The following is a 14,581-nucleotide window of genomic DNA, read 5'->3' as shown; positions in this document are numbered from 1 at the left end:
ACCTCACCCGGCGGGCTTGAGGTCGTAGAAGAAGACCACGTTGGGATAGGCCGGGTTGTCGGCGTACCCCTGCACGTCCCTGGACAGCGCGCGCTGGTAGGTCTGCACGTACGGCACCGCGACGGCGGCCTGGTCCTGGATGATCTTCTTCTGCAGGTCCTCGTACGACTGCTCGGCGGCGAACCGGTCGGTGGCCGTGAGCTGGGGCAGCCCGTCGATGGCCTTGTCGATCTCGGCGTTCTTCAGGTAGGAGAGGTTGAACTGCGGCTTGTCCGCGCTCCTGAAGACGTTGAGGAACCACGAGTAGGCGTCGGCGTAGTCCGGGTACCAGTACATGACGAAGAGGTCCTGGCCCTGCTTCTTGCCGAGGTCCCACTGGGCGTTCCAGGCCATCGGCTTGGCCTGGAGGTCCACGTTCATGCCCTTCAGCGCCGAGCTGAGCAGCGTGACCAGCAGCTTCTGGTCCTCGTCACCCTGCGCGTAGGTCATCTTGAGCTTCAGCTCGGGGTTGTCGGGGCCGTACCCGGCCTGCTGGAGCAGCTCCTGGGCCTTCACCAGGTCCTGCTTGGGCGCCAGGTTGGCCGTGTAGCCGATCAGGCCCTGCGGCACCAGCCCGGAGGCCTTCTGGCCCGCGCCCTTCAGCGCCGCCAGCAGGCCGTCGTAGTCGATGGCGAGCTGGAGGGCCTGCCGCACCCGGACGTCCTTCGTCGGGCCGCCCGCGGTGTTGAAGAGCACCAGCAGGTTCTGGAACGACGGCGTCTGCGAGGTCTGCACGTTGTCGACGGCGCCCGCCTGCGCGATCAGCTGCGGGTTGAGCCGCTCGACGAAGTTGACCTCGCCCTTCTGCAGGAGCTGCCAGGCCGTGGTGATCTCGGGGGTGACCCGGAAGGCGACCTTCTTGTACTGCTCGGGCTTCCAGCCGCCCCAGTACCCCTCGAACGCCTTCAGCGTGAGCTCGGTCTCCTTGCCCTTCTGCCAGGTGTCGACGGTGTAAGGGCCGGTTCCCGCGTCCGTCTTGCCGTCCTTGACCTTCTCCACGGCGGCGGTGTCGTAGATGTAGGCGGCGTAGCCGGAGGAGGCGACCAGGTCGAGCGGGGTGGCGTACTTCAGCGTGAACTTGAGGGTGGACGCGTCGGGGGCCTCGATCTTGTCGACCGCGCCCCAGATGTAGGCGGCGCCCGCGTTGAGCTTCATCGTCCGCTCGATGGCCTTCTTGGCGGCCTCGGCGTCGAGTGTGGCGCCGGAGTGGAACGTGACGCCCTGGCGCAGCTTGAACGTCCACTCCTTGCCGCCGGCGGCCGAGGTCCACTCGGTGGCCAGGCGCGGCTCGGGCTTCCGGGTCTGCGCGTTGTACCTGGTGAGGCCCTCGTAGATGTTGGACATGGCGATGATCTCGTTCGAGTACGAGGTCGCCGGGTCCCAGTCGGTGACCACGTCGAGGTTGGGCGCGTAGACGAACGTGGCGTCGTTGGCCTTGCCCGCCTGGGTGCCTTGGGGGGCCGCGGTCTCACCGGTGCTCGGCTTGGGGGTGCGATCCGCGCCGCGGACCTGGCCGCCCGCGCACGCGGAAGCGGTCACGGCCACGGCGCCCACGACCCCGGCGACGAGCAGACGCTTGTGCCAGCGCATGGTGGGGGGTTCCTTTCGATTCGTCACCGGGCGAGAGGTCCGGCGGCTTTGACGTGTACCCGCACAGCGGGCTCCGAGAGGTAGCTCAGCGGCACCTCGAGCAGGTCGACGATCTCCACTTTCGCCGGGTCCGCACCCGCCGCCACGGCTCGCGCCGCCGCCTCCTCCTTGACCCTTTCGATCGCCTCTGACCTGGTTTCGCCAGCTGGCAAGATCGTATCCACTCTGCCGCTCGCCAGGGCGATCGCGGCGCCCACGGCGTTGGCCACCTCCGCGTGCTCGGGACGGAGCACGCGGCTCACGCCGGGGATGCGGCCGGGCAGCAGGAACGCGCCTCCCCCCACCGCGACCAGCGGCCGGTCGGCCCGTCCCAGCGCCATGCGGTCGACCGCATCGAAGATCATCTCGTCTGCGGCAGCCAGCCCGTTTTGCAGAGTGTCTCGGATTTCTTCCGCTGTGTCGGTGGCCGACAGCGCGGCTCCGAGGCGGTCCGGCCAGCCGTCAGCACCGGGCGGGACGCGTCCCGACGCGACGCCCGCGTCCGTGAGGGTGGGGGTGCGGCCACCGAAGACCAGCGCCTCCTCGACGATCCGGTAGCCGACCGAGTCCGGCCCGACCCGCACGCGGGAGTCCCTGACCACGGTGCCGCCACCCAGCGCGATGGCCAGGATGTCCGGCATGCGGAAGTTGGTCAGCACGCCGCCGATCTCCACCGCCGCCGCGGACTCCCTCGGGAAGCCGCCCACCAGCACGCCCAGGTCGGTGGACGTGCCCCCGACATCGGCCACGATCGCGTCGCGCACCCCCGACAGGAACGCCGCGCCGCGCAGCGAGTTGGCCGGCCCGGACCCGATCGTGGACACCGGCAGCCGCGCCGCCTGCCCCAGCGTCATCAGCGTGCCGTCGTTCTGGGCCAGGTACGGCTCGGCGCCGATCCCGCGTTCCGCCAGCGCCGCGACCAGCGCGCCCGTCACGTGGGCCGCCACCTCGTACAGGGCGGCGTTCAGCACGGTGGCGTTCTCGCGTTCGAGCAGCCCGAGCGAGCCGATCTCGTGGCTGACGCTCACCGGCAGCCCGAACTCGGCCCTGACCAAGTCGGCGACCACACGCTCGTGGTCCGCGCTCGCCGGGCTGAACACGCCGGTCACGGCGACCGCGTCCGCCTGGCGGCCGTCGAGGAACCTACGCACCGCGTCGAGGTCGAGCGGGCCGATCTCGCGCCCGTCGACGTAGTGCCCGCCGGGGACGATCGCCTCGCCGGCCGACACTGCCTTGCGCAGGTCCTCGGGCCAGTCGGAGAGCGGGGGCACCGAGGTGGTGGCGGGCGCGCCGAGCCGCAGGACTGCGACCCGGCCGAGGTTCCCGCGCTCCAGGATCGCGTTGGTCGCGTGCGTGGTGCCCAGCATGACGCGGGTGACCCGGCTCGCGGCCCGCCCACCGTCGCCCCGCCTTCGGTCGCCCCGCCCGTGGCCGCCCCGCCTGTGGTCGGCCTGCTCACCGTGGGCCCGCTCGCCGTGGGCCCGCTCGCCGTGGGCCCGCTCGCCGTGGGCCCGCTCGCTGTGGGCCTGCTCGCCGTCCAGGTCGGTGAGTACCGCGTCGAGTGCCGCGCGGAGGCCCTCCGTCACGTCCCGGCTGGTCGGCCGTTTGGCCTTGGCCACCACCCGGTCGGAGGAGTCCAGCACGACCGCGTCGGTGTTGGTGCCGCCGACGTCGATCCCGATCCGAAGCGCGCCCTCAGCCACGCGGCTCCCCCTCCAGCTCCTCGATCGGCAGGTAGTCCAGGTCATAGCCGAAGGCCCGCGGCCCGGCCGTCTCCAGCCCCTTCGCCGTGCGCCACAGCGGGTCGCACGGCCAGGCGAGGACCGTGACGCGCTGCCCGTACCTGAGCCCCTCGGTCTGCACGGCGACGGCGGTCTCGGTGTCGACCACCGTGATCAGATCCGGCACCATCGCCCTGACCCGGCCGTTCTCGACGGCGACGAGATTCTCGTTCTGCAGCTCCAAGGTGAGGGTCCTGCCGCGGTCGTCGCCGGCGCCCTCGATGGTGGCCGTGCCGCAGACGAACCCGCCGCTGGTGCGGCGTTCCACGTCCGTCAGCTTGCCGGTGATCAGCCTGGACGCGCCGAGTTCGCGCTGGAGGGCGCTCAGCGGCTCGGACGTCCCCTCCGTGGCCCTGCCGAGGGCCAGCGCCCGGGTGACCGTGCCCTCGATGACCGCGCCGCGTGCCCGCCCGGCGGTCAGGACGTAGTCGGCCATCAGCGCGTGTGAGCCCGCCGCCACGCAGACGGCCCTGGCCAGCCGCTCGGACCACAGGCCGTCGACGGGCCTGATCGTCACCACGTTCCCGGCGACGTCCGACATGATCACCAGGTCGGCGGGGAGCCCGGCCACGTACATCGACACCATCTGGACCTCGGGGAAGGCCCGCCCCATGCCGTCGGCGTCGAGCAGCGGCAGGCCGAGTTGCGCGGCCCACGCGACGGGCGCGACGCCGTTCGCGCCACCGATCTCGGACGACATGACCGCCGTCGGCAACCTGCCGAAGATCCGCTCGATCTCCTCGGCGATGCGCCTGGGCTCGTCCTCGCCGTGGATCATCTCGTGGCTGACGGTGGGCGCGCCGATCCCGGACAGCGGCACGACCAGCGCGTCCTCGGGCAGATCAGCCAGCTGGATGAGCGGCACCTCCCCGTACGTCTGGATCGCCCTGATCGCCGCTAACGATCCGGTACGCACGTCTCCTCCGCCCCCGGTGCCCAGCACGGCGCACCCTCGGGCGAGGGCCGGAATGTCCTTTACTTCAATCTTCATAAGGCGCCTCAACCAAGCACATGGCACTCCATTCCGCCAGTGGGTTCCGTAGGGTGACATCCGCCGAAGGCGCCACCATCGCCGGGATCGCCTGTGGGTTCCGCAGAGGCAGGTGCGGCTCTGTCTCCTCCTGTTGATCGCCGGTAGGCTCGCCCGCTGTGGCCGTGAACGACGCTTCGGAAGAGTTACGGATACGCGCGCCCGTCGGATGGCTGGCGCTCGCCGCCGCCGTGATCGGGTTGGCGCTCGGATACGCCTGGAGCATGCCGGGCGGCTACTTCCTTCTTGGGCTCGGCCTGCTCTTCGCAGGAGCGCTGCTGCTCGGCGTGTGGCTGCTCTGCCTAGGCGTGGTGCTCGCCAAGCAGCGCCACCGCCCCGATCTGCGACAGCGGTGGGCCCGATGGGCCGCGACGCCCCTGATCGCGGCCCTCGTCGCCACGGCCTTGCACTACAACGTGCCGGCGGACGCCCGGTTCGCCTGGTCGGTGGGCAGCCTGGAAGAGTTCGCCCGATCGCTCCCCCCGGGCGGCGAACGGCATGAGCAGGCCAGACGCGTCGGCCTGTACACGGTGACCTCGGCCTTCGAGCAGGAAGGCACGGTGTACCTGATCGTCGACGGTGCGGATGACGGGATCCACCAGGGAGGATTCGCCTGGAGTCCGGGCGGGCCCCCGCGGGTGGCGGCCGACGTCCTCGAGGCTCCCGACTATGCGCACTTCCAAGGATCCTGGTACCTGTGGGAGGAGACCTATTGAAGGAGCGTGGCATGCGGATCGCGGTGGCCGCCGACAGCCTTGACGGGGTGGCCGAGCGGGTGGTGGAGGAGTTGCGCAACAGGGGGCACGTGGTGATCCCGCACGGCGCACTCGACGTCGACGAGCGGGCTGACTGGGCCTGGGCGGCGGAGCGGGCGGCGCGCGACGTCCGCGACGGGCGCGCCGACCAGGCCGTCGTGTGCTGCTGGACCGGCACGGGGGCGTCCATCGCGGCCAACAAGGTGGGCGGCGTGCGGGCGGCCCTGTGCACCGACGCCTACACGGCCGACGGCGCCCGGAAGTGGAACGACGCGAACGTGCTCGCGCTCAGCCTGCGGCTCACGTCCGACGTGGTGCTCGCCGAGATCCTCGACGCGTGGTTCTCCGGGGAGCCCAGCACGGACGCCGCCGACCGGGCCAACGTCTCCCACCTGGCCGACATCTGACCTCCGGCCGGGCCGGTGCCCCCCACCTGGCCGGCGCCTTCCACCTGGCCGACATCCGGCCTTCCGGCCGGGCCCGCGATCGGCGTCTGGCCGCCGACCTCTCCCGTTTCGCCGACGCCTGACCGCCGTCGCCCGCCGACAAGGCTTGGAAAGCTCACGGCGGAGGGGCTCGGAAATCGTCGGTGCCGGGCTCTAGGGTGCTGGCATGACCGACGTGCTCCTTCGCGGCGGGCGTCCCTGGGGTCTCGACGCGCCGGCCGACATCCTCGTCCGCGACGGCCGCATCGACCGCGTCGCCCCGGGCATCGACGCGCCGGCCGCCCAGGCCGTCGACGTCACCGGCCAGCTCGTGCTGCCCGGCCTCGTCGAGGCGCACTGCCACCTCGACAAGACCCTCTACGGCGGCCGGTGGGTGCCGCACTCGGCCGACGACACCCTGGCCGGGCGCATCGGCAACGACCTGGCCCGCAGGTCCGAGCTGGGCGTCCCGAGCGTCGAACGGATCAGCGCGCTCCTGTGGCGGATGAGCGGTTTCGGCACCACTCACGTCCGCACGCACACCGACATCGACCCCCTGGTGGGCCTGCGCGGCGTGGAGGCCGTCAGGGAGGCGGCGGCGGGCATCCCCGTAGAGGTGCGGCAGGTCGCCTTCCCGCAGCACGGCGTGCTCACCAACCCGGGCACGGCCGAGCTGCTCGAAGAGGCGCTGAAGAACGGCGTCGAGGCGATCGGCGGCCTCGACCCCGCGGGCATCGACCGCGACCCCGTCCGGCACCTCGACCTGGTCTTCGGCCTGGCGGAACGGTACGGCACGCACCTCGACATCCACCTGCACGACGGCGGCTCGCTCGGCGCGTGGGAGTTGGAGCTGATCACCGAACGCACCCGGGCGCTCGGGCTCGGCGGCAGGGTCACGGTCAGCCACGCGTACGCGCTGGGCCAGCTCGACGACGCCTACCAGGGCAGGCTGGCCCAGGGCTTCGCCGAGGCGGGCGTGGCGGTGGCCACCGCCGCCGTCTACAGCTTCCCGGTGCCGCCGATCAAGAAGCTGCGCGCGGCCGGGGTCACGGTCGCCTGCGGCCACGACGGCATCCGCGACCTGTGGGGCCCCTATGGCAGCGGCGACATGCTGGAGCGGGCCATGCACGTCGCCTACCGCAGCACGTTCCGCGGCGACGACGACATCGAGCTGGCGCTGGAGGCCGCCACCTACGGCGGCGCGCGGGCGCTCGGCCTGGAAGCGTACGGCCTGGCGCCGGGCGACCGGGCCGACCTCGTCGTGCTGCCCGCGGGCGGCCCGGCGGAGGCCGTGGTCGTCCACCCCGCGCGCACTCTGGTCATGAAGGACGGCGTCGTCCTGCACAATTGACCGGCGGGACCATCGAAAGGCAGGCAAGTGCTCTCTATTCACCAGCGGATCGCGGAAGAGCTCGGCGCGCGCGAAGGCCAGGTGCGGGCGGCGGTCGAGCTGCTCGACGGCGGCGCCACCGTGCCGTTCATCGCGCGGTACCGCAAGGAGGCCACCGGCGCCCTCGACGACGCGCAGCTGCGCACGCTCGAGGAACGGCTGCGCTACCTGCGCGAGCTGGAGGAGCGCAGGGCGGCGATCCTGGAGTCGATCGAGTCTCAGGGCAAGCTCGACGACGAGCTGCGCGGGCAGATCATGGCGGCCGAGACCAAGGCCCGGCTGGAAGACATCTACCTGCCGTACAAGCCCAAGCGGCGCACCAAGGCGCAGATCGCCCGCGAGCTCGGCCTCGAACCGCTGGCCGACCAGCTGCTCGGCGACCCGTCCCTCGACCCGGCCGTGGTCGCCGAGGGGTTCGTCACCGAAGGGGTCGCCGACGGCGCGGCCGCGCTGGAGGGCGCGCGCGCGATCCTGGTCGAGCGGTTCGCCGAGGACGCCGACCTCATCGGCGGGCTCCGCGAGCAGCTGTGGAGCCGTGGCCGGCTGGCGTCCAAGGTGCGCGAGGGCAAGGAGGAGGCGGGGGCGAAGTTCTCCGACTACTTCGAGTTCTCCGAGCCGTTCACCAAGCTGCCCTCCCACCGGATCCTGGCCATGTTCAGGGGCGAGAAGGAGGAGGCGCTCAGCGTCACGCTGGAGCCCGACGAAAGCCCCGAGTACGAGCTGCGCATCGCCTCCCGCTTCGGCGTCTCCGACCAGGGCCGTCCCGCCGACCGCTGGCTGACCGAGACCGTCCGCTGGGCCTGGCGCACCCGCATCCTCGTGCACCTCGGCATCGACCTGCGGATGCGCCTGTGGCAGGCCGCCGAGGACGAAGCGGTGCGGGTGTTCGCCACCAACCTGCGCGACCTGCTGCTCGCCGCCCCGGCGGGCACCCGCGCGACCATGGGTCTCGACCCCGGCCTGCGCACCGGCGTGAAGGTGGCCGTCGTCGACGCCACCGGCAAGGTCGTCGAGACCGCGACGATCTACCCGCACGAGCCGAAGCGGCAGTGGGACCAGTCACTGGCCGTGCTCGGCGCGCTCGCCCAGCGGCACGGCGTCGAGCTGATCGCCATCGGCAACGGCACCGCCTCCCGCGAGACCGACAAGCTGGCGGGCGAGCTGGTCAAGCTCATGCCGGGGCTGACCAAGATCGTGGTCTCGGAGGCGGGGGCGTCGGTCTACTCGGCCTCGCCGTACGCGTCCCAGGAGCTGCCCGACCTCGACGTCTCACTGCGCGGCGCGGTCTCCATCGCCCGCCGGCTGCAGGATCCGCTCGCCGAGCTCGTCAAAATCGACCCCAAGTCGATCGGCGTCGGCCAGTACCAGCACGACCTGGCCGAGACCAAGCTCTCCCGCTCGCTCGACGCCGTGGTCGAAGACTGCGTGAACGCCGTGGGCGTCGACGTCAACACCGCCTCGGCGCCGCTGCTCACCCGCGTGTCGGGCATCGGCTCCACGCTGGCCGAGGGCATCGTCCGGCACCGCGACACCAACGGCCCCTTCAAGACCCGCGCCGCTCTCAAGGACGTCTCCAGGCTCGGTCCCAAGGCGTTCGAGCAGTGCGCGGGCTTCCTGCGCATCCCGGGCGGCGACGACCCGCTCGACGCGTCGAGCGTCCACCCCGAGGCGTATCCGGTGGTCCGCCGCATCCTGGGATCGGTCGGCTCCGACCTCAAGACCCTGATCGGCAACAACGCCGCCCTGCGCTCGCTCAAGCCGCAGGACTTCACCGACGACACGTTCGGCCTGCCCACGGTCACCGACATCCTGCGCGAACTGGAGAAGCCGGGCCGCGACCCCCGCCCCGCCTTCAAGACCGCCACCTTCAAGGAAGGCGTCGAGAAGATCTCCGACCTGCAGCCGGGCATGATCCTCGAGGGCGTGGTCACGAACGTGGCGGCCTTCGGCGCCTTCGTCGACGTCGGCGTCCACCAGGACGGCCTGGTGCACGTCTCGGCCATGTCCCGCACCTTCGTCAAGGACCCGCGTGACGTCGCCAAGCCGGGCGACATCGTCCGCGTCAAGGTCCTCGACGTCGACATCCCCCGCAAGCGCATCTCCCTCACCCTGCGTCTGGAGGACGAGGCCACCTCCTCCGCCGACGCGCGCAACGGCGCCCGCGGCGAAGGCGGCCGAGGCGGCAACGGCCGCGGTCGCGACGGCAACCCCCGCGGCGACGGGCGCGCTCCTACCGGCAACCGCAACCAGGGAGACCAGCGGGGCCGCGGCGACGGCAGAAACCGCGGCGACTCCGACCAGCGCGGCCGCGGCGACTCCAACCAGCGCGGGCGAGGAGACGGTGGCCAGCGAGGCGGCGGCCAGCGCCGCCAGGACCGCCCGGCTCCCACCGGCGCCATGGCCGAAGCCCTCCGCAAGGCGGGCCTCGGCGGCGACAACCGTTAGAAACACCCGACCAGGGGCCGCCCATCCTTCCGGGCGGCCCCTGGCCATTGCTGGGCGAGCTTTGTATGCGGGTGGCCTCTCCTTCCTCGCTGGGCACCGGGCCGTTCGTCCCAGAGGGGATCTTTGAGGGGTTTGCCGCGAGACCTCTACAGCCCTGGGGTGGCGATTCGCCGTCCTTCGTCGTCCGCGTCGCCTCTGGCGACTTCGGCTGCGGGCGGGACGGGAGTGCTCCGCCGACAGCGCAACGCCGGCGGATGGAGGCGGCCGTTCGGAGCGATACGGTCGGAGTGTGAGCACCAGCACCTTCGACACGGCGATCAACCAGGCCCGCGATCTGCTCAGGTGGAGGTCGCCCCTGCGCACGGAACTCTGGGCGGCTCGGCTCACGGCGTCCCTGCGTCCCGAGGAGAGGGAGCCGTTCCTGCGGCGACTGGTCTCGGACCAAAGCGATGAGGCCCGGCTCATCCTCGCCGCCCTGGCGGCGGTCACGCCCGAGGGGCTCGACGCACTTACCGGCGAGAACGACGTCCCGGCTGACGACCTCGACACACCATCCGGCGGAAACAACGCCCCGGCCAGCGGCCTCGACACCCCTGCCGGCGGAAACGACGTCCCGACGCCTGCCGGTGAGGGCGCCGGTGCTGGGGCCGCCGATGCGGGGGTGTTCGGGCGGGCGGCGCGGGAGGCCGTGCGGGCGTCGCGCGAGTGGGTGGCGCGGATGGGGCGGGTGTCCTGTGAGGGGGCCTGGTACGGGAAGGCCGATCCGTACGGGGAGCAGGTGCTCGCGGCGCTCGCCTTCCGGTACGGGAACGGCAAGGAGCCGCACGTCGTCGTGGTGGCCATCGACCAGGTCAACGGCGGGTTGGCGGTTGACGCCCTGGTCGAGGAGGTGAAGTTCCTCGACGACCTGGATCTCGAGGTGGCCGAGCCCGGTGTGGTCGCGGGCCGGGTGCTCGACGCCTTCGAGGTGACCGATCTGGTCATGGGGGCGCCGGTCGCGGAGACGTTGGCCGGGGTTCGGGGGGTCGCGGTGTGTCGTGCGCGGGTGGCGAACCCCGTCCGGCACTCTCCCGATGACACCGTGGCCCGCTTCAAGGATCTTCCGGAGCTTCCCGGGGCGGAGGAGGCTTTCGAGAAGCTTGCGGAGTTCGTGGGCGATCGGCCGCTCTGGTGGAGCCCAGCTCGCGTCTCGCAGTTCCTGACGTCGTGGCTGCCCCGCGAGGCCATCCTCTCGGACGCCGCGATCGAGGCCATGCCCGAGGTCCTACGAGCCTGGTCGCGATTCGTGGGCGCTCAGGACGAGGTCCTGCGCCGAGTGGAGGAGGACACGCCTCGCCTTCCGGCCCTGATGGCCGACGACTCCCTCGCCGGCCTCGGCAAGCGCATCGCCCAGAACCGCCGCCACTGACCACACGTCCCCACGAGCAACCAGGACAGAGCGCACCGCTCGACAGCACCCCATCCCAAAGCAACCACGGCGTGCGCTCCCACGGAGACGAGACAGGCCGCACCCACCAACGCCTACCTCCCGGCGAACAGGACGCGCCTCACGAAAGACGGCCCCCATCTCCAGAGGAAGCGGGATGGAGATATAGAAGAGGGCGGCTATGCTGCGCAGTGACGTTCACGCCGCCCGACTGGGGCGTATCGAGGGAGATCTACGCGATGTACAAGGAGTTCGCTGCCGAGGCCGTGGTCTGGGTTGTGCCGATCGTGGTGTTGATCGGCCTCGCCCTGCTGATCACCTCGTAGTACCCAGGGGCCGAACCGGGTTCGTCCCCTGGGCCTCGTACAACTCGTGGCGGTGGTCAGCCTGTCGTCGGCGTGTCAGGCGCGACCGCGCCGGGAACGTGGCCCCAGGGGTGCGGTCACCTGCCGGGGCGCGTCATCTGTAGTACTCGTAGTGGACGACCGTGCTGGCGCGCCGGTCCCAGCGGATCTCGCCGTCGAGCCACCGGTTCCACTGCCGCGCGAGCGTCGATGAGCGGACGGTGCACCCAGCCCAGCGGACGCGCTTCGCCCTCATGCTGCCGACGTAGTCGTAACACGAGCCGACCCGCTTGCCGTTGATCTTCAGGCGGGCGTTCAGGCTGACCGCGTAGAGGCTCTGGCGGGAGATGTTCGTGATCCGGACCTTGATCCGGCAGGTGTCCTTGCAACGGCCGAAGTAGATCTTGTAGTTGAGCAGGTGCCGCCTGGCCGCGGACGCGGAGGAGACGCCGGCCGCAGGGGCGAGCACGGTGGCGGGAGACGCGGCACCGGCGGCGGTCCGGGTGGTCGCTCCGGCTGGTGAAGGGGTCGCCGCGAGCAGGGCGGCGGCGGTGGCGGATGCCGCTAAGAGCATGCTGACAGAACGCTTGGTCATGTTGCCCCCATTGCAACGTGGAACAGCCGCTTCCCCCGTTGAAAGCGACTCATGTCGATTAACCACCACAACGCGACGATGGTCAACAAGTCAGCCCAAAGGTGGATCAAGGCGGAACACTTGCGCTCTGAGTGGCGGGCCAAGGATGTGCGGAGGCCGCGACTCCCGGTCCGGGCGCGCAGGGGCCGCAAAGGCACCGGACCGCCGACCGTGGTCGGCAGAAGGCGGGCGGGGCGGCGCTGGATGGCCGGTCAGGGCGGCAGGGGGCGGGCCGGGCGGCGCCGGATGGCCGGTCAGGGGTGGCAGGGGGCTGGGGCGGGGATGGGGGCTGGGGCGTTAGGAGGCCCAGGCCAGTAGTGGGCTCCCCCGTTTCAAGCGGTTCAACGCCTGCTTCTCCAGCTGTCTGATGCGTTCCCTGGTCACACCGAGGCGGTCCGCGATCTCGCCGTAGGTGCTGATGTCCTGGCCCGTCAGGCCGTACCGGAGCCTGATGACGATGGCCTCGCGCGGCGGCAGGGTGGTGACCACCTCGCGCAGCAGCGCGCTCAGCGCCCGGCTCTCGGTGAGCTCGTGGATCTGCGGCCCGTCCTCGTCGGCGATGAGGTCGCCGATGTTGCCCTCACCGCGCTCGCCGACCGGCAGGTCGAGGCTGATCGTCTCCTGGGCGAGCAGCCGCAGGGCGCGGACGTCGGCGGGGGTGCGGTCGGCGGCTCTGGCGAGTTCGGCGTCGCTCGGGTCGTGGCCGAGCTCGCGGAACAGCTGCCGGTCGATCCTGGCCAGTCGCGCCAGTTCCTCGGCGACGTGGACGGGCAGCCGCACGGTGCGGCCTTTGTCGTGGATGCCGCGTTCGATGGCCTGGCGGATCCACCACATGCCGTAGGTGGAGAACTTGTAACCGCGCGCGTAGTCGAACTTCTCCACCGCTCTGATCAGCCCCAGGTTGCCCTCCTGGATGACGTCGAGCAGCGGCAGCCCTCGGTGGGCGTAGCGTCTGGCGGCGGCCACGACCAGCCGGAGGTTGGACCTGATGAGCAGGTCCTTGGCGAGCTGCCCGTCGCGGCGGACGTGTTCGAGTTCCGGGTTGCCCGAACCGTGGGCGATGAGGTGGCCCGCGTACAGGCCGGCCTCGATGCGCCGGGCCAGGTCCACTTCGTCTGCGGCGGCGAGCAAGGGTGTCTTGCCGATCTGCTCGAGGTACATGCCGAGCAGATCAGGCTCATCGGCCGACATATCCGGGCACTACCCCGTAAACGGCGGCGAATTCCCAGGTTCGTTGAGTTCGGCGATCGCGAGCTCGGCGTTGGTGCGGATGTCGAAGAACTTGTCGAGGGCGGTGATCGCGAACAGGTGCTTGCACCTGCCGTTCAGCCCGGACAGCAGCAGCCGCCCGCCGGACGCCGTCACCGCCTTGTGCAGGTAGACGAGCACGGACAGGCCGGAGGAGTCGCAGACCGCGACGGCCTGCATGTCTATCACGAGGAGCGGTGGCTGGGTCAGGTCGAGGGCCTTCGTGACACGATCTCGGACCTCGGCCGCAGAGCCGAAGTCGAAGTCCCCCGTCAACCTTGCGATGACGCACGGCCCCTGGAGACCGAGGCTGATCGACAAGGTCTGCTCCGAAGTCACCCAGCTCCACCTACCCGCATTGCTCTTCCGATTCCCCTACTTTACGAGAAGTAGCGTTTCGGGTTGAACACCAGCATTTGCTCAATCTGGTCACCGGTCACACCCGAGTCCAGCAGTGCGGCCAAGACGTCGTCGTGGATGTGATCGTAGCGCCAGTTGGGCGCGAGCGTCTCGCGGGCCTCGTCCCAGGCACCGGCGAAGTAGTCCATGAAGCAGGCGGCGTCGTGGCTGAGCACCATCCGGTCGGCGTAGCCACGCTCGCACAGGGCCGCGATGGTGGCGACCCGCTGCGCTGTCGGGTTGTACACGTCGAGGCCGAAGCGGTCCATGCCGAGGATGGCGCCGGTGTCGGCCAGGCGCATCAGGTAGTCGAGGTCGTTGCTGTCGCCCGCGTGCCCGACGACGACCTTGGTCAGATCGACGCCCTCCTTGGCGAACAGGTCGAGCGCGAGCGGCCCGCTCTGCGTGAAGGAGTTGGTGTGGACGGTGATCGGCGCCCCGGTGCGCACGTGCGCCTGGGCGACGGCCCGGCAGATCCGCTCGACGCCGGGTGTCAGGCCGTCCTGTTCGACCACGCACTTGAGGAACGCCGCCTTGACCCCGGTGTCGGCGATGCCGACGGTGAGGTCGCGGACGAAGTCGTCGATCATCGGGTCCGGCCCGTCCATGAACAGGCCGGGGCCGCGATGCTCGTACTGGTGCGGCAGCTCGTGGAAGCTGTAGATGCCGGTCGCGGCGACGATGTTCAGGCCGGGCACCTCGGCGGCGATGCGCTGGACGCGCGGGATGTAGCGGCCCAGCCCCCACACGGTCGGATCGACGATGGTCCGCACGCCCTTCGCGGCGGCCGCGGTGAGCTTCCTGATCGCGTCGGCCACCCGGAACTCCTCGTCCCACCAGGCGCCTCTGCCGTAGTTGTCGAGATGCTCGGCGGCCAGGACGAACACGTGCTCGTGCATCAGCGTCTGGCCGAGATCGTCGACGTCGACGGGACCGCGGACGGTGTTGACGGCAGGCATCGGGCGACCTCCATACCGGCTGGTCTGTTCGCGCAAAACTAAGCCCCGCCGACATCCCCGTCAATCACCCAACCGCG

Annotated in this window: 13 protein-coding genes; 6 read left to right on the top strand and 7 right to left on the bottom strand. The window is 70.9% G+C overall.

The window, feature by feature from the left end; all coding sequences use genetic code 11:
• Positions 1-3: 3 nt before the first annotated feature.
• Genes ABT294_RS42890 through ABT294_RS42880 form a run of 3 tightly spaced genes read right to left on the bottom strand, consistent with a single transcriptional unit; the run spans position 4 to position 4,440 of the window.
• Positions 4-1,629, bottom strand: a complete 1,626-nt coding sequence (locus tag ABT294_RS42890; RefSeq protein WP_350812224.1) for an ABC transporter substrate-binding protein — start codon at positions 1,627-1,629, stop codon at positions 4-6.
• 23 nt (positions 1,630-1,652) lie between these two features.
• Positions 1,653-3,371, bottom strand: coding sequence for a hydantoinase/oxoprolinase N-terminal domain-containing protein (locus ABT294_RS42885; protein WP_350812222.1), 1,719 nt, complete (start codon positions 3,369-3,371; stop codon positions 1,653-1,655).
• Entirely contained in the window at positions 3,364-4,440 is a 1,077-nt protein-coding gene (locus ABT294_RS42880) for an S-methyl thiohydantoin desulfurase family protein (RefSeq protein WP_350812221.1), read from the bottom strand. The genes ABT294_RS42885 and ABT294_RS42880 overlap by 8 nt, the downstream gene beginning before the upstream one ends.
• Before the next feature lie 158 nt (positions 4,441-4,598).
• On the opposite strand from ABT294_RS42880, the gene ABT294_RS42875 reads away from it, so the two are divergent.
• From ABT294_RS42875 to ABT294_RS42850, 6 genes are all read left to right on the top strand, one after another.
• The gene (locus ABT294_RS42875) at positions 4,599-5,195 is read left to right on the top strand and encodes a hypothetical protein (RefSeq protein WP_350812220.1); all 597 of its coding nucleotides are present in this window, start codon (positions 4,599-4,601) and stop codon (positions 5,193-5,195) included.
• 11 nt (positions 5,196-5,206) lie between these two features.
• Positions 5,207-5,641, top strand: a complete 435-nt coding sequence (locus ABT294_RS42870) for an RpiB/LacA/LacB family sugar-phosphate isomerase (protein WP_350812219.1) — start codon at positions 5,207-5,209, stop codon at positions 5,639-5,641.
• Between the two features lie 205 nt (positions 5,642-5,846).
• Positions 5,847-7,010: an amidohydrolase gene (locus tag ABT294_RS42865; RefSeq protein WP_350812218.1), complete on the top strand. Its 1,164-nt coding sequence runs from the start codon at positions 5,847-5,849 to the stop codon at positions 7,008-7,010.
• A 27-nt stretch (positions 7,011-7,037) separates the two neighbouring features.
• Positions 7,038-9,494 carry a Tex family protein gene (locus ABT294_RS42860; protein ID WP_350812217.1) on the top strand — a complete coding sequence of 819 codons (2,457 nt, stop codon included), beginning with the start codon at positions 7,038-7,040 and terminating at the stop codon, positions 9,492-9,494.
• Positions 9,495-9,783: 289 nt separating this feature from the next.
• Positions 9,784-10,902, top strand: coding sequence for a hypothetical protein (locus ABT294_RS42855; protein WP_350812216.1), 1,119 nt, complete (start codon positions 9,784-9,786; stop codon positions 10,900-10,902).
• 209 nt (positions 10,903-11,111) lie between these two features.
• Positions 11,112-11,246 carry a hypothetical protein gene (locus tag ABT294_RS42850; RefSeq protein ID WP_350812215.1) on the top strand — a complete coding sequence of 45 codons (135 nt, stop codon included), beginning with the start codon at positions 11,112-11,114 and terminating at the stop codon, positions 11,244-11,246.
• 133 nt (positions 11,247-11,379) lie between these two features.
• Here ABT294_RS42850 and ABT294_RS42845 read toward each other — a convergent pair whose 3' ends face one another.
• The 4 genes from ABT294_RS42845 to ABT294_RS42830 form a co-directional block, all read right to left on the bottom strand.
• Positions 11,380-11,859, bottom strand: coding sequence for a hypothetical protein (locus ABT294_RS42845; RefSeq protein ID WP_350812214.1), 480 nt, complete (start codon positions 11,857-11,859; stop codon positions 11,380-11,382).
• Positions 11,860-12,195: 336 nt separating this feature from the next.
• Positions 12,196-13,089, bottom strand: a complete 894-nt coding sequence (locus ABT294_RS42840) for a sigma-70 family RNA polymerase sigma factor (protein WP_350812213.1) — start codon at positions 13,087-13,089, stop codon at positions 12,196-12,198.
• A gap of 9 nt (positions 13,090-13,098) precedes the next feature.
• Positions 13,099-13,485: an STAS domain-containing protein gene (locus tag ABT294_RS42835; protein WP_350812212.1), complete on the bottom strand. Its 387-nt coding sequence runs from the start codon at positions 13,483-13,485 to the stop codon at positions 13,099-13,101.
• 41 nt (positions 13,486-13,526) lie between these two features.
• Entirely contained in the window at positions 13,527-14,504 is a 978-nt protein-coding gene (locus ABT294_RS42830; protein ID WP_350812211.1) for a phosphotriesterase family protein, read from the bottom strand.
• Between the last annotated feature and the right edge of the window lie 77 nt (positions 14,505-14,581).

This window comes from Nonomuraea sp. NPDC000554 (genome assembly GCF_040300065.1).
Classification (GTDB): domain Bacteria; phylum Actinomycetota; class Actinomycetes; order Streptosporangiales; family Streptosporangiaceae; genus Nonomuraea.
Note: the sequence above shows the minus strand (reverse complement) of the source record. Positions and strands in the feature narration are given on the sequence as shown.

Excerpts from the sequence above, each read along its gene's own strand:
- ABT294_RS42870 (WP_350812219.1), top strand. The coding sequence starts at position 5,207 with ATGCGGATCGCGGTGGCCGCCGACAGCCTTGACGGGGTGGCCGAGCGG.
- ABT294_RS42880 (WP_350812221.1), bottom strand. The coding sequence starts at position 4,440 with ATGAAGATTGAAGTAAAGGACATTCCGGCCCTCGCCCGAGGGTGCGCC.
- ABT294_RS42830 (WP_350812211.1), bottom strand. The coding sequence starts at position 14,504 with ATGCCTGCCGTCAACACCGTCCGCGGTCCCGTCGACGTCGACGATCTC.
- ABT294_RS42845 (WP_350812214.1), bottom strand. The coding sequence starts at position 11,859 with ATGACCAAGCGTTCTGTCAGCATGCTCTTAGCGGCATCCGCCACCGCC.
- ABT294_RS42865 (WP_350812218.1), top strand. The coding sequence starts at position 5,847 with ATGACCGACGTGCTCCTTCGCGGCGGGCGTCCCTGGGGTCTCGACGCG.
- ABT294_RS42890 (WP_350812224.1), bottom strand. The coding sequence starts at position 1,629 with ATGCGCTGGCACAAGCGTCTGCTCGTCGCCGGGGTCGTGGGCGCCGTG.
- ABT294_RS42840 (WP_350812213.1), bottom strand. The coding sequence starts at position 13,089 with ATGTCGGCCGATGAGCCTGATCTGCTCGGCATGTACCTCGAGCAGATC.